Annotated in this window: 22 protein-coding genes; 8 read left to right on the top strand and 14 right to left on the bottom strand. The window is 45.4% G+C overall.

Translation table 11 applies throughout. The annotated features are described in order from the left end of the window. Window positions 1–21 precede the first annotated feature (21 nt). Genes ABTV53_RS04750 through ABTV53_RS04740 form a run of 3 tightly spaced genes read right to left on the bottom strand, consistent with a single transcriptional unit; the run spans window position 22 to window position 2,096 of the window. Window positions 22–900 carry a carbohydrate ABC transporter permease gene (locus ABTV53_RS04750; RefSeq protein WP_036672498.1) on the bottom strand — a complete coding sequence of 293 codons (879 nt, stop codon included), beginning with the start codon at window positions 898–900 and terminating at the stop codon, window positions 22–24. A gap of 12 nt (window positions 901–912) precedes the next feature. Further along, window positions 913–1,830, bottom strand: coding sequence for an ABC transporter permease (locus tag ABTV53_RS04745; protein WP_433754062.1), 918 nt, complete (start codon window positions 1,828–1,830; stop codon window positions 913–915). Window positions 1,831–1,886: 56 nt separating this feature from the next. Further along, complete coding sequence (locus ABTV53_RS04740) at window positions 1,887–2,096, bottom strand: tautomerase family protein (RefSeq protein ID WP_433751218.1); 210 nt, start codon at window positions 2,094–2,096, stop codon at window positions 1,887–1,889. 499 nt (window positions 2,097–2,595) lie between these two features. Here ABTV53_RS04740 and ABTV53_RS04735 point away from each other — a divergent pair, with 499 nt between their 5' ends. The 3 genes from ABTV53_RS04735 to ABTV53_RS04725 all read left to right on the top strand — a co-directional run bounded on the left by ABTV53_RS04735 (window position 2,596) and on the right by ABTV53_RS04725 (window position 7,622). Beyond that, window positions 2,596–4,332: a methyl-accepting chemotaxis protein gene (locus tag ABTV53_RS04735; RefSeq protein ID WP_433754060.1), complete on the top strand. Its 1,737-nt coding sequence runs from the start codon at window positions 2,596–2,598 to the stop codon at window positions 4,330–4,332. Window positions 4,333–4,779: 447 nt separating this feature from the next. Continuing rightward, window positions 4,780–5,358, top strand: a complete 579-nt coding sequence (locus ABTV53_RS04730) for a TetR/AcrR family transcriptional regulator (RefSeq protein WP_433751215.1) — start codon at window positions 4,780–4,782, stop codon at window positions 5,356–5,358. Between the two features lie 77 nt (window positions 5,359–5,435). After that, window positions 5,436–7,622, top strand: coding sequence for a YhgE/Pip family protein (locus tag ABTV53_RS04725; RefSeq protein ID WP_433754058.1), 2,187 nt, complete (start codon window positions 5,436–5,438; stop codon window positions 7,620–7,622). A gap of 128 nt (window positions 7,623–7,750) precedes the next feature. On the opposite strand, the gene ABTV53_RS04720 is transcribed toward ABTV53_RS04725, so the two are convergent. Next, window positions 7,751–8,092, bottom strand: a complete 342-nt coding sequence (locus ABTV53_RS04720; RefSeq protein WP_433751213.1) for a DUF4190 domain-containing protein — start codon at window positions 8,090–8,092, stop codon at window positions 7,751–7,753. Window positions 8,093–8,366: 274 nt separating this feature from the next. On the opposite strand from ABTV53_RS04720, the gene ABTV53_RS04715 reads away from it, so the two are divergent. After that, the gene (locus ABTV53_RS04715) at window positions 8,367–8,579 is read left to right on the top strand and encodes a hypothetical protein (RefSeq protein WP_433751211.1); all 213 of its coding nucleotides are present in this window, start codon (window positions 8,367–8,369) and stop codon (window positions 8,577–8,579) included. A gap of 80 nt (window positions 8,580–8,659) precedes the next feature. Here ABTV53_RS04715 and ABTV53_RS04710 read toward each other — a convergent pair whose 3' ends face one another. The 6 genes from ABTV53_RS04710 to ABTV53_RS04685 all read right to left on the bottom strand — a co-directional run bounded on the left by ABTV53_RS04710 (window position 8,660) and on the right by ABTV53_RS04685 (window position 12,729). After that, on the bottom strand, window positions 8,660–9,415 hold the full coding sequence (locus ABTV53_RS04710; protein ID WP_433751208.1) for an amino acid ABC transporter ATP-binding protein: 756 nt from the start codon (window positions 9,413–9,415) through the stop codon (window positions 8,660–8,662). A 33-nt stretch (window positions 9,416–9,448) separates the two neighbouring features. Next, entirely contained in the window at window positions 9,449–10,108 is a 660-nt protein-coding gene (locus ABTV53_RS04705; RefSeq protein ID WP_433751206.1) for an amino acid ABC transporter permease, read from the bottom strand. A 112-nt stretch (window positions 10,109–10,220) separates the two neighbouring features. Beyond that, window positions 10,221–10,991, bottom strand: a complete 771-nt coding sequence (locus tag ABTV53_RS04700; protein ID WP_433751204.1) for an amino acid ABC transporter substrate-binding protein — start codon at window positions 10,989–10,991, stop codon at window positions 10,221–10,223. A gap of 132 nt (window positions 10,992–11,123) precedes the next feature. Continuing rightward, window positions 11,124–11,681 carry a DUF4825 domain-containing protein gene (locus tag ABTV53_RS04695; protein WP_433751201.1) on the bottom strand — a complete coding sequence of 186 codons (558 nt, stop codon included), beginning with the start codon at window positions 11,679–11,681 and terminating at the stop codon, window positions 11,124–11,126. Then, window positions 11,678–12,373 carry a permease prefix domain 1-containing protein gene (locus tag ABTV53_RS04690; protein ID WP_433751199.1) on the bottom strand — a complete coding sequence of 232 codons (696 nt, stop codon included), beginning with the start codon at window positions 12,371–12,373 and terminating at the stop codon, window positions 11,678–11,680. The genes ABTV53_RS04695 and ABTV53_RS04690 overlap by 4 nt, the downstream gene beginning before the upstream one ends. Further along, complete coding sequence (locus ABTV53_RS04685) at window positions 12,370–12,729, bottom strand: PadR family transcriptional regulator (RefSeq protein ID WP_315937999.1); 360 nt, start codon at window positions 12,727–12,729, stop codon at window positions 12,370–12,372. The genes ABTV53_RS04690 and ABTV53_RS04685 overlap by 4 nt, the downstream gene beginning before the upstream one ends. Window positions 12,730–13,094: 365 nt before the next feature. Between ABTV53_RS04685 and ABTV53_RS04680 the strand changes: the two genes are divergently transcribed. Together ABTV53_RS04680 and ABTV53_RS04675 are read left to right on the top strand one after the other, a co-directional pair. Next, window positions 13,095–14,351, top strand: coding sequence for a S8 family peptidase (locus tag ABTV53_RS04680; RefSeq protein WP_433751195.1), 1,257 nt, complete (start codon window positions 13,095–13,097; stop codon window positions 14,349–14,351). A 295-nt stretch (window positions 14,352–14,646) separates the two neighbouring features. After that, entirely contained in the window at window positions 14,647–16,413 is a 1,767-nt protein-coding gene (locus ABTV53_RS04675; RefSeq protein ID WP_433754056.1) for a DNA/RNA non-specific endonuclease, read from the top strand. 728 nt (window positions 16,414–17,141) lie between these two features. On the opposite strand, the gene ABTV53_RS04670 is transcribed toward ABTV53_RS04675, so the two are convergent. After that, entirely contained in the window at window positions 17,142–18,647 is a 1,506-nt protein-coding gene (locus ABTV53_RS04670) for an alpha-glucosidase/alpha-galactosidase (RefSeq protein WP_433751192.1), read from the bottom strand. A gap of 134 nt (window positions 18,648–18,781) precedes the next feature. Then, window positions 18,782–19,795, bottom strand: coding sequence for an AraC family transcriptional regulator (locus ABTV53_RS04665; RefSeq protein ID WP_433751190.1), 1,014 nt, complete (start codon window positions 19,793–19,795; stop codon window positions 18,782–18,784). Window positions 19,796–19,977: 182 nt separating this feature from the next. On the opposite strand from ABTV53_RS04665, the gene ABTV53_RS04660 reads away from it, so the two are divergent. Continuing rightward, window positions 19,978–20,604, top strand: coding sequence for a histidine phosphatase family protein (locus ABTV53_RS04660; RefSeq protein ID WP_433751187.1), 627 nt, complete (start codon window positions 19,978–19,980; stop codon window positions 20,602–20,604). A 219-nt stretch (window positions 20,605–20,823) separates the two neighbouring features. Here the strand turns inward: ABTV53_RS04660 and ABTV53_RS04655 are convergent, their stop codons facing one another. Continuing rightward, the gene (locus tag ABTV53_RS04655; protein WP_433754054.1) at window positions 20,824–23,160 is read right to left on the bottom strand and encodes a rhamnogalacturonan lyase; all 2,337 of its coding nucleotides are present in this window, start codon (window positions 23,158–23,160) and stop codon (window positions 20,824–20,826) included. 497 nt (window positions 23,161–23,657) lie between these two features. Continuing rightward, entirely contained in the window at window positions 23,658–24,644 is a 987-nt protein-coding gene (locus ABTV53_RS04650) for a LacI family DNA-binding transcriptional regulator (RefSeq protein WP_433751184.1), read from the bottom strand. A gap of 85 nt (window positions 24,645–24,729) precedes the next feature. Here ABTV53_RS04650 and ABTV53_RS04645 point away from each other — a divergent pair, with 85 nt between their 5' ends. Continuing rightward, window positions 24,730–25,557 carry an HAD-IIB family hydrolase gene (locus ABTV53_RS04645; RefSeq protein WP_433751181.1) on the top strand — a complete coding sequence of 276 codons (828 nt, stop codon included), beginning with the start codon at window positions 24,730–24,732 and terminating at the stop codon, window positions 25,555–25,557. Window positions 25,558–25,571 lie beyond the last annotated feature (14 nt).

The raw sequence follows: 25,571 nt of genomic DNA, 5'->3' as shown, positions 1-25,571 counted from the left end.
AGATCTGTATGCTGCTTGTAGTTAAGATTTGACGGAGCCGACCATGATTCCTTTTACAAAATGCTTTTGCAGGAAAGGGTAAATGATAATGATTGGCAAGGTGGCGATGATAATGGTCGCCATTTTGATGCCTTCCGGCGATGTATGTGCAAGGGTGCTATAGACCGCAGAACCCGGATCGACGGAAATATCGTCACTCTCAAACAGCTTCTTGAGTGTGACCTGGATCGGCCACCAGGCCGGATCATTCAGATAATAAAGCGCGGTGGAATACGCATTCCAGTGGCCCACCGCATAGAAAATGCCGAGTGATGCCATGGCCGGTTTGGACAATGGAATAACGATACGCCAGATGATGCCAAACTCCCCACAGCCATCGATGCGGGCGGCATCGATCAGTTCACCCGGTAGCTGTGAGAAGAACGAACGCATGACGAAAAAGTTAAAGGCGTTAATCGCTCCTGGCACAATCAGCACCAGTGGATTGTTGACCAGGTGTAACTCTTTCATCAGGATAAAGTTCGGAATGAGCGGTGCCGAGAATACAACGGTTATCAGGACAAACATAACGACCAGTGAACGCCCTTTGTACTCTGGACGGGACACGGGATAAGCCAGCGATGCCGTTGCGGCGAGATTGACCAGCGTACCCACTAACGTTACCCCAACCGATACCGCAAAGGCCCGCCAGAAGGCAGCATCGCCGAATACATATTCGTAATTGATCCAGGTAAAAGCTACAGGCCAGAAGCTGACCTTTCCGCCCATGATCGCTTCCGAGCTGCTAAGTGATTGGGCCAGCACATTAATGAAAGGCAGAATCATCGTCAACGAGAGCAGCGTTAGAAAAACGAGATTTCCAATGCGAAATATACGGTAACGGACACTGGGGGTACGCATAGAACTCGCCTCCTAATACAGGCTTTCGCCGGTTGTTTTTTTGCTGAAGAAATTACCGAGTAGAACAAGCATCAATCCCACGACTGACTTGAACAACCCGATGGCTGTTGTATAACTGTATTGCTGTGAGAGAAGCCCGGCTTTGTAGATATACGTATCCAGAATTTCACCAGATTCCAGATTGAGCGGATTCAGGAACACAAACACACGCTCAAAGCCCAGATCGAGGAACTTTCCGATGTGCAGCAGCAGCAGGATCATAATTGTCGGCAGCAAGGATGGCAGGGTAATCGACCATATTTGCTTCAAACGTCCGGCACCATCCACCTCTGCCGCTTCATACAGGTCGGGATTGATCCCCGCAATAGCAGCAAGGAAAATAATCGTGCCGTAGCCCGAATCCCGCCAGATTCCGGAACCGATCAGAATGGAACGAATGTACGAGTCTTCTCCAAGAAAGTAGATTGGTTGCATCCCCAGTAATCCAAGTGCCTTATTCACCACCCCGGCATCCATCGAGAAAATACCCATGAAGATACCGCTAATGACAACCCAGGATAGAAAGTGAGGCATGTATACAATCGTTTGCAGCAAACGCTTAAACACAATCATCCGTACTTCATTTAGCAGAATGGCCAGTAAGATCGGTACCGGGAATGCAATCACCAGATCATATAGTCCAAGCAGAAGTGTGTTATTGAGAATTCTTAAAAAATCATAATGGCTGAACATCTTCTGGAAATGCTCCAACCCTACCCAATCACTGCCGGTGATGCCTTTGAAAATGTTGTAGTTCTGAAAGGCAATCACTGAACCGAATAAAGGTACATATTTGAAGAGGAAAAAATACAGAATGCCCGGCACGGAGAGCAGGTATAGGATCCGGTATCGCCACAGATAACGTCCCGCATCTCCAAGCCGAGCGCCCAGACCAGACGAGTCAAGTCTGGTTGCCCCCCGACTTGACGGCGTAATGTCCGCCGGCTTCACGTCTTCTCCCCTCCCTGCTTCTGTGATTGCATGGCTTTCAAATTATCAGGAACGTTTTCGTCCCATGGGATTTCATTGAATTCAACGGAAATATAATCCGGCTCACGGTCGATAATATGCGAGAGCTCGCGTGTGAACACCTCCACTATCTCCTGCTTTTGCTCATCCGTCCTGCCTTCATACAGTCTAATCGTGATTTCTGGCATCCGAGTTAAGCTCCCTTCAATCCATAATGTAAACGCTTTAACAACTTTATCTTAGCGCTCCTGCAAAAGGGCAACAATGGACTGTCTTTTCGTTCTCTTGTGTTTTCTTTAGGTCATGGCAAACAAAGCCCAAAAGGGGCACTTATGAATAATAAAGATCGAAAACGAAAAAATACACCCATAGAACCAGTACCTTAGAACCATTTTTGCACGAAAAGCTAATATTAATATGACTTTATAACGATATATTCTACGAAGTAACTTACCTGGAGGTCCTATAAGTGAAGTAGAACTTGTAACAATGCAAGAAGCACACTGCATCATAAGAGAATGTCACGTAACCACAGTAAAAATAAGAATTATAGAAGTTGCACGATAATCATTTCCCACTAAATATTCGTTAGATTACATAGCGTATAGCATCCCATCCAGGTATAGTGCATTTTCACAATCGTAGAAGGAGTGAACAACCTTGTTTAATAAGCTTCGCTGGAGTACCATGCCTTTCTTTGTTAAAAATTTGGTAATCTCGTTCGGTAGCATCACCTTAATTGGTATTATCCTGATTACCGCGGCTTACCAGCTGCAAAAGAACATTCTGGTAGAACAGTTGCATGACCAAGCCACTGTCATCACCCAGAAATCGTATAACGATCTGGACATCGCCAAAGTCGCCCAAGCAGCCAGTGAAAAAAGCTACGCCGGTCCTGTACAGCAGGAAATAAAGGCTTATCTTGATTCCATCCATGAGTTCTATCCAAACATCGCGCAAGCGTACATTTTCGGTTCAGAACTTGAGCAAGGAAACGGAACGTCCATCATCGCGATTCCAACGAACCTGTTGGAGCCATTCGAGCAAGATAATCTGCCCGCAGGTGCCATGTACCCACTGCCCGAGAATAATGTGGTGGTGCTGGAACAGATGAAAAAGGACGGAAAGCCGGCCTTCAGTGATTTCTACACCGATGACTACGGAACTTGGACTACACTAATCTATCCGATTAATAACGCAGATGGCTCCATGTACGCTGCTCTTTTCTTCGATGTCGATGCAAGCGCCGTTCCAAAAGGACTTAATGAATTGCTTACGTACGGATTGATGTTCCTTGTCGGATTCCTAATCTTGTTCATGGTATTGCAATTCATTTTGCTGAAAAGAACGTTGCTTCCAATCCGCAACCTGATGAAAGGTATCGAAGAAGTCAGCACGGGTAATCTGGACGTAACCATCGACACGGGGCGAGATGACCTGGGTATCATCAACGAGAAGTTCAATGCGATGATCCATCGATTCAACACAACCATCTATAAAGTACAGAATACTTCACATCACCTCTCGGAATCTTCCAAACAACTACTGGGCATTTCCGAGAAAAATAATGTTAATATTCAATCCATTAGCCACAACATCCGGGAAATATCCACTGGGCTGGTGTCACAGGACAAAGCCACTGTGGAGAATGCACGCGCCATGACAGAAATGTCAACGGTTGTGCAGACAATTGCCAGCAGTTCAGCTGATGTGGCAGATGAAGCACTCAGCATGGAGCAGCGCTCCAGCACAGGTAATGTGGTGATGCAACAAGTCATTGAGCAGATGCGCCTGATCTCGGGTGCGGTGCAAAATACGTCAAACTCGATTCAGTCTTTGGAAAATAACTCGAACCAGATCAGCAACATTGTTAACGTAATCACGGAGATTGCCGGACAAACCAACTTGCTGGCACTTAACGCTTCAATTGAGGCAGCCCGCGCAGGTGAAGAAGGAAGAGGTTTTGCGGTGGTTGCAGGCGAGGTACGTAACCTGGCAGAGCAATCCCAGGAATCAGCCAAGCAAATTCGACAGTTGATTGAAGAAATTCAACGGGATATCCTGCAATCTTCCGAGGCGATGCAATTGGGTTCCAAGGAAGTCACCAAAGGCTTGGAAGTTACCCAAGAGACTGGCGTATTCTTTGAGAATATTCTGACTGCTACGAATAAAGTTGCAAACCAGATTCAGGATATCTCCAGTTCTACCGAAGAAATCTCGGCAAGCACACAGGAAATGTCTGCCACGGCGGATGAATTGTCAGCCAATGTCAGCAAGGCAGCAAGCAGCAGTAAACAAATTGAGCAGTCCATTGATGAGCAGGAAGCCTCCATGGCTGCCATTGTGAGTGCCTCCGATGAGCTCTCAGTTGTATCCAAGCAACTTCAAGAACTCATCTCATTCTTTAAAGTACGTGCAGAATAAAATTAATAGGATACAGAGAACAAGAATACGACACAGTAAAAAAACCAAGGCTCATGAGTGACTAACTCAAAGCCTTGGTTTTTTGTTGTTACCAGAGTAGGTGGATAGGTTCTATACTTCCCAGTATCATATAGATGAGAAAGCATATTTAAACAGTCCATAGTATAGAGGTCCAATCGCGACAACTAATGTTATCAACATTCAAACTCTTCTCGTCATCATCGGTAATCCATCCGACCACTCTCCATATTATAGAAATCCTTGCTCCGTGCACCTCACCACTCACTTCTGTTGTCATTTCCGTGTCCACATTATGACAATAATCACATCCACCTGCCTTGTCCAAGTGCTACATTTGTTAACGACCAACTGACCATAATAGTAAATCGGTCAATCAATAAGTTACCTTACCCATTACCTTTCAACATATAAGGAGGTGTATATGCCATGAAAACGATAGATCGAAGGCAACAGGTGATGGACTCTGCCGAGAAATCCTTTGCCTTGTTTGGCTACAAAGCCACAACGATGGAGCAGGTTGCGAGACTTGCCAATGTAGGCAAGGGAACGATCTATACCTTTTTCGAGAATAAAGAAGAATTGTTCAGTGAGATTTTGCGTTCGATCATTGCGGATATGAGACAGATTACAGAGCAGACGGTGAAGGAAGAGAACTCCTTTCTGGATAACGTGCATATGAGCATGGACTCTCTGTTGGAGTATCGGGAGGAACATGAGTTGTTAATCAAGCTCTTTCAGGAGGTCAACGAGTTCGGTACACCGCAGGCCAAGGAAGGTCTGCAGAAAGTGGAAACCGCCATACTCGAATATCTGGAGCGTCAGGTCAGCCGTGCCATGGAGTTGGAGCAGATTCGCAGAGACGATCCCAAACTGGTTTCTTTTGTCCTGCTGAAGCTGTATGTCACCTTAACCTCGGATTGGAACAAAGCGCATCCTACACTGCATAAGGATCAGATCAAGGATTTTGTAGGCCTCTTTCTCAAGAATGGCTTATCCCCCATGTAGAGAAAGGCGTGTCACCAGATTCAAAACATAATAGAGATAGAAGAAACGGATTAGCGTAAGGATAGGGAGAGAACATGATGAAATCATTCCACGTATTTGGGCAGGATCTGAAGTCCGCCTTCAAGAAACCAAAAGTATGTATTCCAATTCTCGTTGTACTGTTCATTCCGGTGCTGTATAGCGGCCTGTTCCTGAATGCATTCTGGGACCCCTATGGCAAAATGAATGAGTTACCTGTGGCCGTGGTTAACACGGATCAGGGTGCAGTCTACAATGACAAATCACTGGAGGTCGGTCAGAATCTGGTCGATGAATTGAAAAAAAGCGATGATTTCGACTGGCAATTCGTCACTCGTGAACAAGCAGATCAAGGCATGCAAGACAACACGTATTATATGACGATTGTGATCCCGGAGGACTTTTCCTCCAAAGCAACGACCCTGATGGATGAGCATCCTGAGCCGGCAGACCTGATCTATGAACCCAATGAAGGATACAACTTCCTCGCGGGTCAGATCGGTGGTACGGCTGTGAAACAAATCCGCTCCAAAGTCGCTGCCAAAGTCACCGAATCGTATACCGAAACGCTATTGGAACAGGTCGAAAAAATCTCTGACGGTTTTGCGGATGCCGGAGATGGCGCAGGTCAGATTCATGATGGTGCGATCAAGCTGGATGAGGGTGTTGCTACATTAAAAGAAAACCTGTCCAAACTGGCCGCTGGTACCGACAAGCTCGAAACGGGCGTAGTTCCATTAAAAGAAGGCACATCTACTCTCGCTCAAGGCATTAGTGATCTTCATACAGGTGCGAGTGCTCTGTCCAATGGGCTGTCCCAATTGGCAGCAGCAGGCACGAAGCTGAGTGATGGAGCAACCCAGGCTGAAGCTGGCGGCAAGCAGCTACAGGCTGGCATTCAATCTGCGCAAGATGGCGCAGCTAAGCTAGATGCTGGGCTGGCGGCTTCCGAGGAAGGTAGTGCGAAGCTGACTGCTGGGTTGCAAAGTTCTGTCGATGGCAGCGGCAAAGTTAGTGAAGGTGCCAAAGCGGTTGCCCAAGGACTCGCCCAATTGGCTGAAGCCAGTCCGGAACTGGCCGCAAGTCCTGCTGTTCAGCAACTACTGGCAGCCAGTCAGGCCGTAGCGACTGGCAGTGAACAAGTGTATCAGGGCGGGCAGCAATTGGTCGCAGGCAGCCAAAGTCTATACGCTGCACAGCAACAACTGCATCAAGGCAGCAGCCAGTTGGTACAGGGTGAACAACAACTGGTACAAGGAGCTACGCAGTTGTCCGCTGGACAAGAAAAGCTTGCGACAGGTCTGCAACAATTCAATTCCAAATTATCCGAAGCAGCATCTGGAGGAGCCAAACTTGCGGATGGTTCAGGTCAATTGGATGCGGGTGCAGGCAATTTGGTTGCCGGTGTAAGCCAGCTTACAGATGGCATCTCCACCCTTGCAGATGGTTCACATAAGCTCGATGACGGCGCCGGTCAGTTGAAAGAAGGTACGCTTAAGCTAACAGACGGCTCTGGCGAACTTGCCACCAAGCTGAATGAAGCGGCTGAACAGACGGGTGGTGTGAAAAAGACCGATGAACTGGTAACGATGTATGCGGAGCCTGTTCAGGTCGATGAGCATAAATATAACGAGGTACCTAATTACGGTACAGGATTCTCGCCATACTTCCTGTCCCTCGGGCTGTTTGTCGGGGCCCTGATTGCCACATTGGTTGTGCCGACACGCGGCAGCACGGTTAGCGAGGCAAGTGGCTGGAATCGTTTTGTGAGTAAAACGCTGGCTTTCACGCTCATGAGTGCAGTGCAATCTTTGCTTGCTTCATGGCTGGTCTTATACGGCTTGGGTCTGGATGTACAAAGTGTTCCATTGTTCCTCTTGTTCAGCTTTGTGACCAGTCTAAGCTTCATGTACATCATTCAGGCATTGGTGACTTGGTTGGAAAATCCGGGACGATTCCTCGCCATTCTGATGTTAATCTTTCAGCTTACGACCAGTGCGGGCACCTTCCCGCTCGAACTGATTCCAAACTGGTTGAAGGTGTTTAATCCATGGTTGCCTATGACCTATTCGGTAACAGGTTATAAAGCAGTCATCTCAAGTGGACAGTTCGGTGTGGCTTGGGATCAGATTGGCATTCTGTGCATCTTTGCGGTAATTGGTCTTGGAGGAACTCTAACGTACTTCCTGATGCATCGTACCACGGAGAACAAAAACGTGAGCAGTGAAGTCGCACTTCACCTGTAATAAATTAAAAAAAGCAAAGGCATATAGCTGAGCTCCACCCTCTTCTAGACAACAGAAGGTGTGAGCTAAGGTACGCCTTTGCTTTTTTTTAGTTTTAGATACAATCTAAGTTTGCTAACTTTGTATTCTTAGTATATAGAGTACATATCAGAGCTTGTAACAGCGAAAGTAAACAATAGCACGAACGCAATAAGTAATACATACATCGCTGTACCGATGATTCCACAAACAAGTCCAGCAATGGCTAACCCTTTCCCCTGCTCCATGCGAACTCTAATCTCTTTGAAGGCTAAAGATGCAAATATAATCGCAACGATTCCGATTAAAATTCCCACGTAAGGAATCGTGACGGACAGAATCCCCAAAACTAGTGATACAATCGACTTACTATTGGTCTTTGGTATTACATAAGGTGGTGGTGGAAGTGTGTCGTTATAATAACGATCCACATCATTTTCACGAGGTTCCAAGGTAAATCCTCCCTGTTTATTAAGTATGTTCATTATAATCGATTAATAGGAATAATAATATCCATATTATGCTAAATTATGAATTGATATTAGATTTATTTTATTCCCACCATCCCTGGACATATAATTTAAGCGTAAGCTTAAACATTGTACTTCAAGGATATGAATTTAAGAACCATTTATCCGTTTGATGATATAAATCAAGAATACCTCTAACATATAAATATTATTGTAGTCGTGATACTGTTCTAAATATCTTTGGAGGATCACTCAGATGAAAATCGATAAAGTCATGAACATACTCATGATTTTGATGCTTGTACTTATTGCTTTTTATCAAAATAATGTAGCTGTTTTATGTTTTAGCATTGTATTGTTTGGAATTATGGGTTATACGACATTTCGAAATCGAACCCATTGGAATGTAGCAACTTTTATCTTTTTGACTCTTGTACTGATGATCTGGAACATATACCTGTGGACATAAGCTTTTATTAAAAAAAGAACGCAATCCCTCATTACTCATAGGATTGCGTTCTTTCGCATTTCTTAGATTTGGAATGTCTTCTATCCTTCCACTTCAACCCGCTGCAAAAATGTCCGGGTACGTGCAAGCTTTGGATTGCCAAAGATCTGTTCTGGCGGTCCCGCCTCTGCGATCTCCCCGTTATCCATGAAAAATACACGATCCGCAACGTCACGGGCGAAGCCCATTTCATGCGTGACGATCATCATCGTCATGTTCTCCTGCGCAAGCTGTTTGATGACACGCAACACTTCTCCCGTCAGTTCGGGATCGAGTGCCGATGTCGGCTCATCGAACAGCAGAATGTCCGGCTGCATCATGAGTGCACGAGCGATGGCTACACGCTGTTTCTGTCCACCGGATAGATTGGCCGGATAGACATCGGCCTTGTCCGACAGCCCTACTTTGCCGAGTAATTCAAGACTGCGATGCCTGATGACACTTGAACTTTCTTTTTTCAAAGTCTTCGGTGCGAGTTCCAGATTAGCCTGTACGGTCAGATGCGGGAACAAGTTAAAATGCTGAAACACCATGCCCATGCGATCTGTCATCTTGCGAATATCTGCGGCACCCGCGTAACGGCCATTATCAACCAACGTCTGATCCTGAATGCGAATCGTTCCGCCCGAAATATCCTCCAGATGAATCAGGCTGCGCAGCATCGTACTTTTCCCCGAACCCGAAGGTCCAATCACGGCAATTACTTCGCCTGGTTCCACGTTGAAGGATACCTGTTTCAGCACATCAAGTGTGCCGAATGATTTTCTCAATTGATTTACTTCTATTATATGTGTCATATGCAGACAGTCCTTTGATTGATCAGATTTAATTTATTCAAATGAAAACCGCTTCTCAAGTGCCTTGAACAGCACGGTGAGTACGAGTGTCATGAGCAGATACATAACCGCCGCCACGAAGAAAGGTAACAGCTGTATGTCGCGATTTACCGCCGCTTGGGCGTAATACAACAGCTCAGGCACAGCCACGGCATAGAGCAGTGCCGTATCCTTGATGAGCGTAATGGATTCATTGGCCGTTGCAGGCAATACTACACGAATCATCTGAGGAATAATGACTTTGGTCATCGTCTGCCACTTTGTCAATCCAAGTACCTTCGCCGCTTCATGTTGCCCCTTATCAATGGAAAGCAGTCCGCCCCTGAAGATTTCAGCGAAGTACGCCGCATAGTTTAGGATGAACGCAATCGCCGCTGCAACAAAACGATCAAACACCAGATACTCTCCAATCACCGGAAGCAACGGTAAACCGAAGCAGAAGAATAGAATTTGGAGCAGTAGCGGTGTTCCTCGCATCACATATACATACGTATGGGCAATCCACGCCAGCAGTTTAATCTGACTTCTCATCGCAAGCGTGACCGCAAATCCAAGCGGTACAGATAACACGATCGCTAGCAAGAACATGAAAATGGTGGTCTGCGCACCCTCTAGCATCGGTTTTAAAATTGTCGATAAATAATCCCAACTCATTGTTTTGTCTCCTCTAATCTGTTAACCCCGCATTCCTCTGGGGCATGAATCGCTCCAGCATGGAATACGGGGTCCGTTTTGTTTCTAACTATATATCAGGTGTATAACCTGCCTATTTCAGAACCTTATCTTCACCCAACCATTGGGCGGAGATTTTAGCAGCTGTTCCGTCTGCATTCAGCTCATCCAACGCTTTTTGCAGCTGATTCAGAAGTTCTTCATTGCCTTTTTTGATACCAATGCCATATTGTTCCGGTGCAAGAGATTCATCCATCAGTTTGAATGTTCCCTCTTCTTTGGACATATAGTATCTCGCTACCACTTCATCAATGATGACCGCATCCAGACGTTTCGTCTTCAGATCCGTAAGAGCAAGGACGTTATCCTTGAACTCGGAAGCTTTCACTTTATCCTTGAGAGGACTTGCTGCCAGTGCATCTGCCGCGGAGGACAGCGCCTGCAATCCCACATTTTTACCATTAAGTTCATCCAGCTTTGTGATTGGCGAGTCTGCCAAGGTAATAGCAACCTGACTGTTTTCCAGATACGGCTTCGTGAAGAGCACTTTCTCTTTGCGCTCATCCGTAATGGTGTACCCGTTCCAGATCATGTCGATCCGGCCACTGTTCAGCTCTGACTCTTTGGAAGACCAGTCGATCGGCTGAAATGTGATTTCTTTACCCATTTTCTCCGCTGCAGCTCTTGCGTAATCAATATCAAAACCAACAATTTCATTCTGCTCGTCCCGGAAGCCCATTGGAGCAAACTTGTCATCAATTCCTACAACAATCGTGTTATCGTCTTTGCTTGCGGAACTGGAACAACCAGCCACAATCAATACACATATACTAATGAATAATAGTAAAATCGCTTTTTTTCTCATCTCTCGAACCCCTCCATGTCTATAACCAAAACCCAAACGCTTTAGTTCGTTACCACGTTATCAGAGATTTATAATAACATAGCATGGGAGAAGAGTCGAGTCTCTTGCTTATTTCCTTCTATATCATACCGTTTAATTGTCAACAATCTGTGAAAAAATCTCTTTCACTTGTGTCGGTTCTACCAGCTTCTCGCGTACAGTCGAATTCCATAGATTCGGGTTCTGAAGGTCTTTTAATTCCGTACCTGTCCATTGTTGGGCAGATTCACGACGTAAGGTATGGCTAGTATTCTCAAACTGGTAGACGATCTGCTCCAGATTATCGATCATAACAAAGTTCGCAACCGCATTATATACGAGTATCCGCTCAAGTTCCTCTGCATCCATCTCACGCGTATCCAAGCTATAATTCACTTGGACCGTGAACGTCTCTGGGTACAGCTGGTAACCATTCAATCTTTCACGTAAAGGTAAAGCCTGATTCAGATGACTAAGGTTCGAATGATTACCCATGTAGGGACTGCGATATTTCACTAAAGCGGCAAAATCATGTGTCAGCGGATTCTGCTGCTCTTCCTCGTACTGAGCCTGTTTCGCCTCGATCTTCGGATTAACGTAACCCTCCACGAACACAAGGCCAACCACACCGAGAACAACGAGTGCAATAATCCATATATTTTTCCCTCTCATGACACATCACTCACTTCATATTTGCTAATGATCCGATACGCACGATGTACTACCAAAGGAATAATAACGCTTAGTAGCGGGACGGCAAAACCAATGACGATCACAGCAAACTGGTAGGGTCCATCCACCTGAATGGGTCGATTAAACCAGATGTTGCTTCCGAATCGCAACGCTGCCTGCGTCCCCCATAGGACGAGTATTAATGCCGCCCACAACCACCATATTCTTCGATTCCACTGCACTAAGGCAGGGATTCGTATAACCGTGGTTTTCACGGAAGTTGCAGAATCGTTCGTCTTGTTGATCAACAGATACAACACATACGTGCCACCAACAATGAGACTCACGATCATAAGCAGGTTGTTTATGGCGGAGCCTTGCATCAGCACTCTCATTGGAATGGTAATGATCCAGGCTATGAGGCTGTAAATCAAAGCAGACTGCAACAACGCTGTCCAATAAGGAACACGTTGTACCCTTCGATGGTCACTCATCACTTCATCCATACCAGCGATATGCTGAATGGCGGTCTGGAACGCCTTCTCTTCACTCATCCCCTGCGAGATATAATCGTCAATCCGCGCAGCGAGATTGCTGTGAATCTCTTCTTTTAATTCTCGGTTGTCCAATGTATCTGGTGCATGAGCGAACAAACGATTCACATGACGGGTGATGCGAACTTCCAATCTCATAGGTCTTCATCTCCTTTTTCTCCAGTGACAATCATGCAATCAATCAGTGCCTTGGCTGCCTGCCAAGCTTGAACCTGCTCTCTATAGGCTTCAAGCCCCTGCACTGTAATTCGGTAATATTTGCGTCGGCCTCCCTGTGTCTCTTCCCCCCAGTAGGACTCCACATATCCACTCTTCTCCAGCCTCTTCAAACTGGAATAAAGCGTGGGTTCCTTCAATTCAAACTGCTCTCCGCTCTTGCGATAGATCTCCTTAATAATGCTGTAGCCATAGTTATCTGCGGGTATAAGTACACTCAGAATAATGGGGTCAATATTGCCCCGAATCAGATCACTGTTAATCACTTGCACATCCATCTGCGAGTTTCACCGACTTTCTTCCATCCTGCGTATACTATAAGACATATTACTATGTCTGTAAAGGTAATACTTCACACATGGTAAATATGTATCGCAAGAGTAACTTTAGCAACATTCCTCTCTTGCTTTTCTTCAATAATAACCATTAATTCAATCATGATTTTTACAACAGCGCTCCTGTTATCCAGCTGTATTACTCCTCTATTCTACGGTATCGCCCCTCGAATCATCAAAAAGAACGTAATCTCCATCCCTGCGGTATAAAACATATTTATTAAATAGAAATATATGGTAATAAGGAATAAAAACAAACCCTTGAGACAAAATTAATCCTTGAAAAATTAAAGGAGGCAACCAAGCATATGAATGTTCACGAAAAAGGTAAAGACAAGCTAAGCCAACATTTATTGAAATATCTAGAAAATGACGTTCGAAGCGAAGATCAAATGATTACTGTCTTGATTAAGAGAGATACGAATATAAGTCCCTCAAGTTTTTTGGAGACTGACATGAAAAAAAGTGAAGCTAAAGTTTTGGAGCGCTTCGAGTCAATTAATACTGATTTAGTGCAAATTAAAGCTAGTCAACTCAACCAACTCCTTAAAAATCCGGCCATTAAATCTGTGACGGCTGAGCAAACGTATCACCTTTCCTTAGATGTTGCTTCAAAAGTAGTAGCTGATTCAAATGTTTCAATAATTGATACCCATTTAGATGGAAGTGGTGTGACAATAGCCATTATTGACTCAGGCATATATCCCCACGATGACTTATGTACACCTCAAAATCGTATCGTAGCTTTCTATGATACATTCGCAAAAAAAGAAACTGCACCTTCCGATGATGGTGGACATGGAACTCACTGTGCAGGATGTGCAGCAGGAAATGGGAAAAGCAAAAACGGTAAATATAAGGGCCTTGCATATAATGCAAATTTAGTTGGAGTTAAAGTCTTCAATGGTCCTACTACTTCAACCTCAACCATAATCAGTGGAGTTCAGTGGTGCATTGATAACATGGAAAAATACGGTATTAAAGTTATGTCTCTTTCTTTAGGAGGAGCCGCTATAAATTCAGCGCAAACAGATCCCTTATGTGAAATACTAAGAGTTGCTCAAAGCAAAGGTATTACAGTCGTGGCCGCTGCTGGGAATCACCCACCTGGACTTGGCAAGATAGATTCGCCTGCAATTGAGCCTGAAATAATAACTGTAGGGTCCACCAATGATTTTAACAGTGTAGACAAAAATGATGATAAAATTAGTGGCTTTTCTAACGTAGGGCCAACTATAGACGGTGTACTGAAGCCAGATATAGTTGCTCCTGGCACGAATATTATTTCTTTACGTTCTCCAAATTCGGAATATGATGTGACGTTTCCCCAAAATCGTATAGACGACCATTATTGTTCAATGAGTGGGACTTCAATGGCGACTCCGATCGTAGCCGGTTTAGCTGCACTTTTGATTCAAGCTAAGCCAGAAGCATCTCCAATGGAAATCAAACAGGCCATCGTTGAAGGTGCCAAGGATATTTTCCATGATCCTAATAGGGCGGGAAAGGGATACGCAAGTCTAAAAGGAGCATTGGAGAAATTAAAGGTGCCCTTAAATGTCTAGTTGAACAAAAAAACGGAGAATCATTAATTGGGTTTTCCGTTTTAACAAGCCTCAGATTAATTTTCGGACCAATTTAATTTGTATAATGCTGACTGGATGGCTGGTGAATACTCCTCAATCTCACATCCATCAGATAAAGTACAAGATGTGCGATTAGAACGTTGAAGTATTGGAGTTATTTTGCAACTAATAATTGGAAGGGTGAGCTAAAGTGTCAATTTTAACAGTGAAAGGTACTGAATCCGAGTTTAAAGAACGAAATATCCTGCATGAACAGAAGGCTTTACAGCGATACATGAGCCATATGGCATCGAGAGAAAAAACATTGCTGAACCTACAACTAAAATCACCTTTGGAAGTAGATTCTCCAGAGCGCGTGGCTTCACGTAAAGCAATGATTGACCCTAAAGATGATTTTACACTTGAGAGAATCATTGGACAAAATGACTTAGTTCCACTGCATTTCTTGGAGAAAGGCCTTATTGTGGGAAAATCAGTCTGTAGGATTGAAATCAGTGACGAAAGCGGCCGAGTCTTGGGATATGGTACTGGCTTTCTCGTGGCCCCAAATTTATTACTTACAAATAATCACGTATTGTCAAACTCGGATATGGCCTCACTTAGTCAAGCCCAATTCAATTACGAAAAAGATATAAACTTTAATGATCGGATTATGCAAATATTCAAATTTGCTCCAGAAGTTTTTTTCATGACAAATGAAGAACTCGACTTCACATTGGTAGCAGTACAAGAAAAATCAAATGCGGGAACAAGCATCCATGATTTCGGTTATCTACCACTCATTAAGCAGACGGGTAAGGTCCTCCTTGGTGAATATGTTTCCATAATTCAGCATCCAGAAGGCCGATATAAAGCAGTTGTACTACGTGAAAACAAAATTACAGATATACTTGATCATTTTATTCACTACTCGGCTGACACTTGTCCAGGCTCTTCCGGCTCAGTAGTATGTAATGACGGATGGAAAGTTATTGCACTCCATCATTCAGGTGTACCCGACCCGCAACATCCGGGCCAATTCATTGCCAACGAAGGAGTACGGATTAGTAGCATTTTAGATTATATTGAACAGCAGGGTCCCTCCCTTACGGCTGAGCAGAAGGTATTAATTCAAAAGATAGGTCACGATTTTGGTGAGCAAAAAACATTGAACTATGTGTCAACCAACAATATATCGGTAAATTCAAAACTTGATGAAGACGTAGTGGCAGAAGACTTCAGTCTAGAATGGTATGAAGGCTCAACCGGCCATGATCCAAAATTTCTTGGAGATCAGTATGTCATTCCACATCCTAAGCTTCGGACTGACCTTGAACAAGATGTGGCAAAACTAAGAAACGGAACGAATGTTTTAAACTACACTCATTTCTCTATTGTGATGAGTAAGTCCCGTAAGCTGGCTTTTTATACGGTTGTTAATATTGATGGGCAGCAATTGAAGGATGAAAGACGAGACGATGCTTGGCGATATGATCCAAGAATTGATCGGGAGTTTCAATGCGGGAAAGAACTTTATGATGACAATCCACTGGATAAAGGCCACCTTGTTAGAAGAAGAGACCCTGTCTGGGGACAGGACAGTAATGAAGCGAATCAGGATACGTTCCATTTTACTAATTGCTCTCCACAACATAAAGATTTTAATCAAAGCTCCAATAAATGGCTGGGCTTGGAGGATTACCTTTTAGAACATATGAGAAACAACGCTCGCAAAGCAACGGTGTTTACTGGTCCAGTATTCAGAGAAGACGACATTGTCTATCGGGGAGTTAAAATTCCTGCTGAGTTTTGGAAGGTCGCCGCTGTCGTGAAGGATACTGGAGAAATATCTGCTACAGCATATCTCGTATCACAAAAAGAGTTAATTCGTAATCTGGAATCAGACGTACCGGGTGCTTTTAAAACTTTCCAAGTCAAAGTCTCACTTGTAGAAGCATTAACAGGGCTGGACTTCGGTGATTTGCGGAATCACGATCCATTAGAACGGGTAGAGTCAACAATGGGATATGTTATTGAACGCGCGGAGGATATTCGTATATAACTTTTAGATATTCCTAAACTTAATTTAAGGAATCTTATTTTGGCTCTTTTAAGGTATGGTGATTGATTCCATATAACGGTGAAGCAGCCATTCTCTAAAGAACAGGTTATCCAAATAAACAACTTAACTTTCGCAGTTCAATCTCCAAACAAACCCATGATATAGCTGGGTAAACCAGAGCTCCATTCCTGTAGTTGGAAAAATACGGACGTTTTGTTCTCATTAGCGGGGCCCCTGACATTTCAAGAAATAAAATCTAAAATCATCAGTTGCTGAAGTGCGTTATTTAAGTCCAGATCACGACCTCATCTGAAAAGAGAAAAAAAGTCCATCGAATGTAGGCTCTACTCGTCTCTCGACGCTTATATTCCATCGCCAAATTACGGCTGAATACACCGTTGTGTGGCTAATGATTTGGTCAAAGCAACGACCCCGAAACACCTTTCTTGTTGGTATGGTTGTTCGACACTTCCATAATACCAAACAAGCGAGGTGTTTTTTTATCAATGAAATTAGCTATATTAACTTCTGCTTACGCCTACAAGAATTCAGACTAATATTCTAGGTGACAAAGTTAATTAATTGATATTTATTTTAGTGCACAAGGTAGGAAAAGATTATGTTATAACACTTTTAATTCACTCCTCATGTAAAAAAGCCAAACCCTCCATCCGAAGGGTCTGGCCTTTCTCTATGTTTCTGTATGTCATCAACATTATTTCTCAACACTATTGCTGCACTTTCTCGCGATCTTTCCCTTTATCGGATTCACCTGCGTTTTTGTTGGCAGCATCACGATCCTGTTGCATCTCTTCCACCGTTTTCACCTTGAGACGTGCAGCACCTTCATATTCCTTCGTTGGAATCAAGTCACCAGCAGCAAGTCTTGCTTCTGCGACAGCAATCGCATCACCATACTGCGGCAACCACTGGGCCTGTGCAACCAGCATCTCGTCAACCATCTGCCAGATCTCTTTTGGATTACACACGGCACCCACGAGCGGGTCCATCATGAACGCCTGACGAAGTAATTGGTCGTCTCCGTTCACCGCAGCTTCGACCGCAAGCCGTTGCACGGAAATGCTCACATTACATACGGCGGCTGGTCCCAGTGGCAAATCGCCTACATGCGGCATGGAGATGCCGTTGCGATCCACATATCCCGGTGCTTCAATAATCGCATCATCTGGCAGGTTCGAGATTACTCCATTATTAACGGTATTAAAATGTCCACGATAGACACGTCCCGTCTCCAGCCCTTCAATAATATACGAACCGTGCTCCTCGCCCCGTTTTTCCGGAATGAATTGCATCGGTTCATCCTTCATCCAGTTAGGAAAATCCGTCTCAAACCAGTTGCGTCCCTCGGTACATACCCGCAGATACCCACCCGTCTCTCCGTTGATCCAGTTGCCCAGGTCGATCCATTCGTTGATCTCTTCCGGACGTTTGCGGTACCACGGCACATATTCACTCAGGTGACCATTCGATTCCGTACTGTAGTATCCGAAGCGTCGCAGCATATCGATCCGTACTTTTTCGGTACGGCTGTACTCTGGATGTTTCTCAAAGGCTTCGAGCAGATCACCTGTAAGGTCCTTCCCTTCATGAGAAGCCTGAATATACCAGGTCTGATGATTGATGCCGGCACAGACAATATCCACTTCACTCTTTTTCAAACCAAAAGCTTCCGCAATCTGATGATGACCATGCTGTACGCCATGACACAGTCCGATCGTCCGCACACCGCCGTACTTGTTGCAAGCCCATGTGAGCATCGCCATCGGATTGGAATAGTTCAAGAGCAGCACGTCCGGTGCGCTCTGTTCACGAATATCTTTACAGATCTCCAGCATCTCGGTGATTCCGCGTTGTCCATACATAATGCCGCCTGCACATAACGTGTCGCCGACACATTGGTCTACCCCATATTTCAGTGGAATATCCACATCGGTTGCAAATGCTTCCAGTCCCCCAACACGAATCGTACACAGTACATACTTCGCATCTTTCAACGCTTCTTTCCGATCCGTTGTCGGCTGAATCTGAATATTCAATCCATTCTCCCGGATATCCCGCTGACACAGCTCAGTCACCATGTCCAGATTGTGTTGGTTAATATCGCAGAACGCAATTTCGATGTTGTTAAACTCCGGTACCGTCAGCAAATCCCGCAGCAATCCCCGTGTGAATCCGATACTCCCAGCCCCGATAAACGCCACTTTAAACGACATGTTTATATCCTCCCCTAATCCAAATCTTTTGCTTCGGTTAATGACTTCTTCATGAAATCATTGTACCAATGGCAAATAGGGAAGCGTTATCAAAATCATGACCTGTTCAAGATCTTGTTGTCAAAAATCCTAACTTATTCATCCAGCGGGTACTGACTAACATGTCGTTCCATAGAGGAGCGAAATTCAACTGGCGTACGACCTGTATATTTCTTGAATAACATATGAAAATACTGACGACTGCCTACTCCAACATAGTCGGAGATTTCCGAAATCGGGATATTCGTCTGCTGAAGCAGCATCTTGGCCTTCTCCATGCGAAGCATCGTCAGATAGTCGGTCGGTGTCCGCTTCGTGTGCTGACGAAATATGCGATGTAAATAGCCTGGATGCAGATTGACGGCTGCTGCGATATCCTTCATCTGAATATTTCGATCCATATTGTGATGCATGAATTCAATGGTTCGTTTGACATACAGCTCCGCCTGATCTGGCGCACTCCGGCTCATCTCTCCGCGCAGTCGTGCAACACGGACCAGCAACTGGATGAACAGCGTACGCACCAGCATTCCCTGTTCCGGGGACGAGAGATTGCGTGCCTCGCAATGATGCGACCTTTCCTCTGACGGAATAATCCTCATTGGCTCAGTCGATCTTCCTTGCTCCAGCAGACCGCGCTGATCGAGTTCCAGCACCAGACTTTTCATAATGTGATACACCTCTTCCGGGTCAGGCAGTACCAGATATGGAGAAGCATTAGTCAGTAAAGCTTGGACTTCTTCCTCTTCCAGCGCAAGTTGACGGATGGATAGCTGTCCGGGAGGCGAGCCTGAGAATCCAAACTCCACATTGAGCATCCGGCAAGGGACACCATCTTCCACCAGCAAACGGTGCGGGACACCTGCGTCGAGCATAATGAACTGTCCTTTTTTCAAAACGGCCTGCTCCGAGCCCCCATCCGGCATCTGCACATCCACCCGGCACATTCCCGAAATAATATACATGATCTCCATCGAATCATGATCGTGATAGGACATACGGTAGTTGTCCCATTGCTTGTAATAATACGCGTAAAAACGCGGCCCGCAGTCCTCTGTGCGCAATGTCTCCTGGTACAGACTTCCTGTCCAGCGCTTCGAAATGCTCATGTCCTTGCCTCCATCCCTGCAACGATCGATCCTCACTTTTCTCCATTGTAGCAATTCTATAGGTTGAATATAAACTGTCTTGTTTAAAAGTCTCATTGCATTATTTAATTAGATGAATATATAATTAGTATATTATCTAATCTTAAATGTAAACGGTCAATAACTAAAGGAGGTTTTCATGCATGAGTACCACCTTTCATCTGGTAAGACATGGACTTAAAGAACGACAAATCGGGGATGTCCCCCTCACTTCCGAAGGCATTTTACAAGCCGAAGCCACAGCACTTCATTTTGCCAAAGCTGCCTATCCCGTTACTAAAATCCTGACCAGCCCACTTCGGCGAGCCCAAGAAACCGCCAGCATGATTGCCCGCCTTACCCATGCCTATATAACCGAAGATCCTCGTCTGCGTGAACGTGCCAATTGGGGAGATTGCCCCGATCAGTCATTCGATGATTTTATTGCGATGTGGAATCGATGTACGTCTGAGCCCGATTACATTCCACCCGTGGGAGATTCGGCCAAACAGGCTGGTGAACGTCTGGCCTCCCTCCTAACCGAATTGGCTAGTGAAGAGCCGGAGAATCGTAACATCATTGTGGTCGCACATGGTGGACTCATTACGGATTTTCTGGTGCAGACTTTTAACGAGCGCGAGCTAAACCTCTGGCATTCCGACTTTATAGCTATGCAGAATCAATTGATCCCCGAATGCTCCATCACCACATTGATCCATGATCAAGGAAATTACACCATTGAAGCGTTCGCTTCAACCGAGCATCTAGACTCTAACGATATAAAAGATTGACGTAACATGGATTGTCCGAACATGGCAAGCTCTATTCCCAACTCCATCAGATCCTCATGTAAAAAAGCTCTGAACCCCCCCTGTGCCGAGACACAGGGGAGAATCCAGAGCTTTACAACACTTCAAAATGCTTTAGAACTTGCTCATAACCATTGACGCTGCTTCTTTACGTTACAATCTGATCCAGTTTTATGCTATCTTACTATCTCATCGGTCTGCTTACTTTCCGCCCTTACCTGGCGTGTAGAACTTGGGCAGCGTTACCTTCGACCAGTCGATATCCGATGCCATGTAGAAGGACGGATAGGAAGGCTGGTTGTATCCACTGTTCTGTCCGGCAATGCCCACACGATACATCGCATCATGCATTAGCGTGTACAACTTGCGGTCCGTTTTCTCGGTACTGAGATAGATGCGGATCGCTGAGCTATCCGTCGTTCTCACCAGCATCTCTTCCCGCCAATCCCCGAAAATATCAGCCACAAGAGAAGGTGTACCTTTCGTGTGATTGTTAGTCAATGTGCCTGTTGCCGTCAGCAACGTGCCACGATTCCAGTCTTTGATGGTTGGTGTAACATCAATCGCACCATCAACGATCTGTGTCGTCATATCGGCAGCCCAACGGATATTCATGTTCGTTCCCGGCATCTGATCACTGATTTTCTCACCCTTAGCTGTCCACAAACCTACAGCCCATGTCTCCAGACCACGACGAGTCGGATCAACATCTCCCACCATGCCGCGACCGGTATCTTTCCCTGTGTATCCACCATAGATCACTTCTCCGGTCTTCGCATCACGCAGGGAATAGCCATACGGCGCCCACGGACCACCCTCGTGAACCATGAAAATCTCAAGTCCCGGACGATCCGGGTCGATATCTGCCACATGAAGAGCATCCCCATGACCCAGACGGGCAATGGTTCCCGGTGCAGCACTCTCGGCAGGCATCAGGTCCGTGGAGCTATACAGCACGCTGCCGTCATGATCAATCGTAGCAGAGCCATAGATGATCTCCTGTTTGCCATCTCCATCCACATCCGCCACACTGAACGAGTGTGCACCCTGGGTGGTAATGGAGCCATATTGCGGATCTGTGCCATCCACACCATGGGGCCCGTCATTAAACGGGTTTTTCATCGGCGTCCAGCCGCTGTCCACTTTCCATTCCTTTTTCAGCTTCTTGCCGTCCCAATTGTAGGCAACCATCGTTGAACGTGTATAATATCCGCGTGCAAAGATAGCAGACGGTTTCTTGCCATCCAGATATGCCACGCCTGCGAGGAAACGGTCCACCCGATTGCCCGGTTCAATCCGTGCCATAGCATAATCGCCCCACATCAGGCCATCATCATGACGTTCGGGTTCATATGGAATGGTCTCCAGCTCTTTGCCTGATTTGCCTTCAAATACCGTAACATACTCAGGACCATCCACGATAAAACCTTCGAACTTGCGCAGCTCATTTCGGTTACTGCGTTCTACCGCGTACACATCAATGAAGTAGTCGGCCAAGCTCTCGGCATCCTCCTGAGACAATGGATAGTTATACTTTTTCTCGATCCCAAAAGCCTCTTCCAATGTCGCAGGCCAGTTCCCCTTCACAACTTCATCGTGTTTATGCCAATTCCTGAACATATCCACCACGTGATCGTAGTACCCATCCGCACTTAAACGATAATCATCCTCGTTCTTCACGCCTGCCTTGCGATCTTCCTTCGGTAATGTGATATACTTCTCGGATGTCACTTTGCCTTTTTTGTTATATTGGATAATCTTCGTTCCCGGAGCGGTTTTAAACATCATCTCGGCTTTGCCATCCCCGTCAAAATCGTAAACGAGCATCTGTGTATAATGAGCACCCGCACGAATGTTGACCCCAAGATCGATCCGGTACAACAACTGTCCGTCCAGGGTGTAAGCATCAATGTAGGTTTTACCGGTGTATCCTTTTTGCGATACGTCCTTGGCGTTGGATGGGTCCCATTTGACGAAAAACTCATATTGGCCATCCCCGTCCACATCCCCCACGCTCATGTCATTGGCGGAATACGTATAAGCTTCTCCCGCAGGCGTCACACCATCGGCGGGTTTTTGCAGTGGAATGTCCACATACCCGTTCGCCCAAGGTTTGACGGATGCACTGCGTTTGCTCTCCTTGCCCTTCTTGTTCACTGCTGCCACTTCATAACGGGAAGACGATTTGCCTGCGGCATCTACATAGTTGGTGCTGTCGGTGACGGTAGCGATCTTTTTGCCATCACGATAGACGTTAAAGTCCGTACCTGTCAGCCCTTTGTCGCTATACCCTGTGGCCTCTTCACCAAGCAATCTCCAGCTGAGAAACACGCCTTCGGATGTCGACGCAGCCACCAGTCCCCGATCCAGATACTCCAGTTGGATACTTTTCATGTGACTGCCTCCTTTGCTAGATTGCAGGCTGGCTTCCGGCGCACTCTTCCCATTCGAAGCTTCTGCTCCAGTGATTCCTGCTGTTCCCCCAACAAGCAAAGCTACGCTAAGTGCCGAAGAGAGCACCTTGGCTGCAAGTGGCATACGTGCCTTCCTGCGGCCTGATTGCAGACCTGAAGCCGATCCTTTATGTACCGGCGCTGTTGTTTCTGAGTTCATCCACCTTCACTCTCCTTGAGACAGAATAGGTTACGTTTATACATATCGAATGATTAGACGTTCGGTAATCCATATGTCCACACTTTTTTTGAATACGCTTACAAAAATATAAAGGAATAATTCTCCTAAACAGACTTTCGGCTCCGTCCCCCTTTCTGCCCTCTTTACTCTGAGCAGCCCCATCCTGCCCATCGGGTATTATTATAGCTACCCTGCCTGGAATGACATAGGCAAATATCCGTCCAAAACGATTAATATTCAGTGTTTGTGAGGTTATCCCGCCAAAGAATTAATTAGCACATACTAACTAACTAACTAACTAACTAACTAACTAACTTGGGGTACACTTTTCCAATTCACATACATCGGGCTGTCGCATTCTTTAAAGGATTTCACCATCCTTCTTTTTCTTTTACTTTCTTCTAAGTAGACTCGCGTATAATCAACGAAGTCTTATAGGTTTTCACTATAGGAGCAGATTGCATCCCCTTCAATCGCCGGGTAAGACATTCCGTAACGTCCCTGACCATTTCGGGAATACAATTGGTTAATGTGGTCAGCTCCGGGTTAGTCATCAATCCGACAGGATGGTTATCAAATCCAATAACGGACATTTCCTGAGGCACGGGTATTCCCCTTTGCTTTGCTGCTCTCAATAAACCAGTAGCTACAAAGTCACTACCCGTTATCATTCCATCCGGCAATGGAGCAGAAATAAATAATTGTTCACCCAAGGCATAACCATCCTCCATAGTTACCAGACCTGCATAACATTGTGATTTCGCACACGGAAGGCCTAACTGTTGGTGAGCCCGTTGAAACCCGTTCCATCTTTTCTCTTGCAATGGTGTCAGGTAATCCATACAGAAAAACAGATGACGGCGTCCCTTCAACAGCAAATATGAGGTCGCTTGAAAAACCGCATCTTCTTCATCCATTCGAAAGACATCGAGAAACTCCCCGTCCATCGCTTCGTTGCATACGATCCCGATGCCTGAACCTAACCATTCTTTAATTTCTCTCTCCGAGAAATGGGAATGCGCAATAATTACAGCATCCATCTCCCGATGTAACAATCGGGCATACACATCACGTTCATACTCGCGGGATAATTCGGTCTGATAGATGACAAGTCGATACCCCGCGGAGGCTAAGGAACGACCTAATGCACTAACAAGCTGGCTGAAATAGGGATGCTCCACATCGGGGACAAGCACGCCGATATGATTGCTTGCCTGCAGGCGGAACTGAACCCCATGCGTATTGCGAACATATCCCAGCTCCTTGATAGCTTCTTTTACTTTTTGCCTGCTTTCAATGGATACATGAGGATGGTCGTTTAACACACGGGATACGGTAGATTTAGAAAGACCACTTACACGTGAAATATCAATTATGGTGGGCAACATAAACACCTCATATGAAAAGTATTGACCTGGGAACGTTCCCAGCAACTATGATATCGAAAACAACCTCTAGGGAGGAATAACACAAATGGAAGTCACCTATACCCCGGCTGTAACTGAATATCTGATATTTTTTGATTTTGACGAAACGTATTACCCCCATGAATGTTCGCCTGAACACCTCAGAAGAGTATACGAGTTGGAAAGATATATCCAGCACCTTGCCAGAAATCATCATGTAAAGGTAGCCTGGGTCACCGGAAGCAGCATTCAGCAAATACAGGCAAAAATGAAAACGGCCGGTATGACGCAGTTCCCCCATTTTATAGCAAGCAATCTGGGAACAGATCTATGGGAAGTCCGGCATGACGGACAATTGCTTACCCTTCCTTCATGGCAAAAGATCATTCGAGAATCCGGATTCTCCCGTAGAGATGTAGAAGATTTAATTGGTGAATTGAAATCAACATACAACATTACTCTCCACGAACAGACTCAATTTGGTCATTCCGGTTACAAAATGAACTACTATTATTATGCAGAATCTTTAGTCAAAACCCAATATGATATTCATATTATCAGGCATCTGGCTACCAATCACGGAATTGGAATCAATATCAATGAGTGTAATCCCAAGGCGGGTGATCCAGAGCACGCCTATGATGTTGATTTTATCCCCGTTGGAACCGGAAAGAAAGCGGCTGTGCAATTCCTGATCGATTACAATCAGGTGCTCCTGTCCAATACATTGGCCTTCGGTGACAGTGGAAATGACATCGAGATGCTTCAGATGGTTACCCATGGATATCTTCTCCAGAATGCAACGACCGAGGCAAAATCATTCCACCACAACGTTGCCCCCTATCCATACGCCGAAGGAATTTTGCATATATGTAGAAATTTCTTTGGCGAGTAATTCATGTTTTTGCG

This window comes from Paenibacillus amylolyticus (assembly GCF_050990605.1).
GTDB lineage: Bacteria > Bacillota > Bacilli > Paenibacillales > Paenibacillaceae > Paenibacillus > Paenibacillus amylolyticus_H.
The sequence above is the reverse complement of the archived record's forward strand: the minus strand, read 5'-3'. Positions and strand labels throughout refer to the sequence as shown.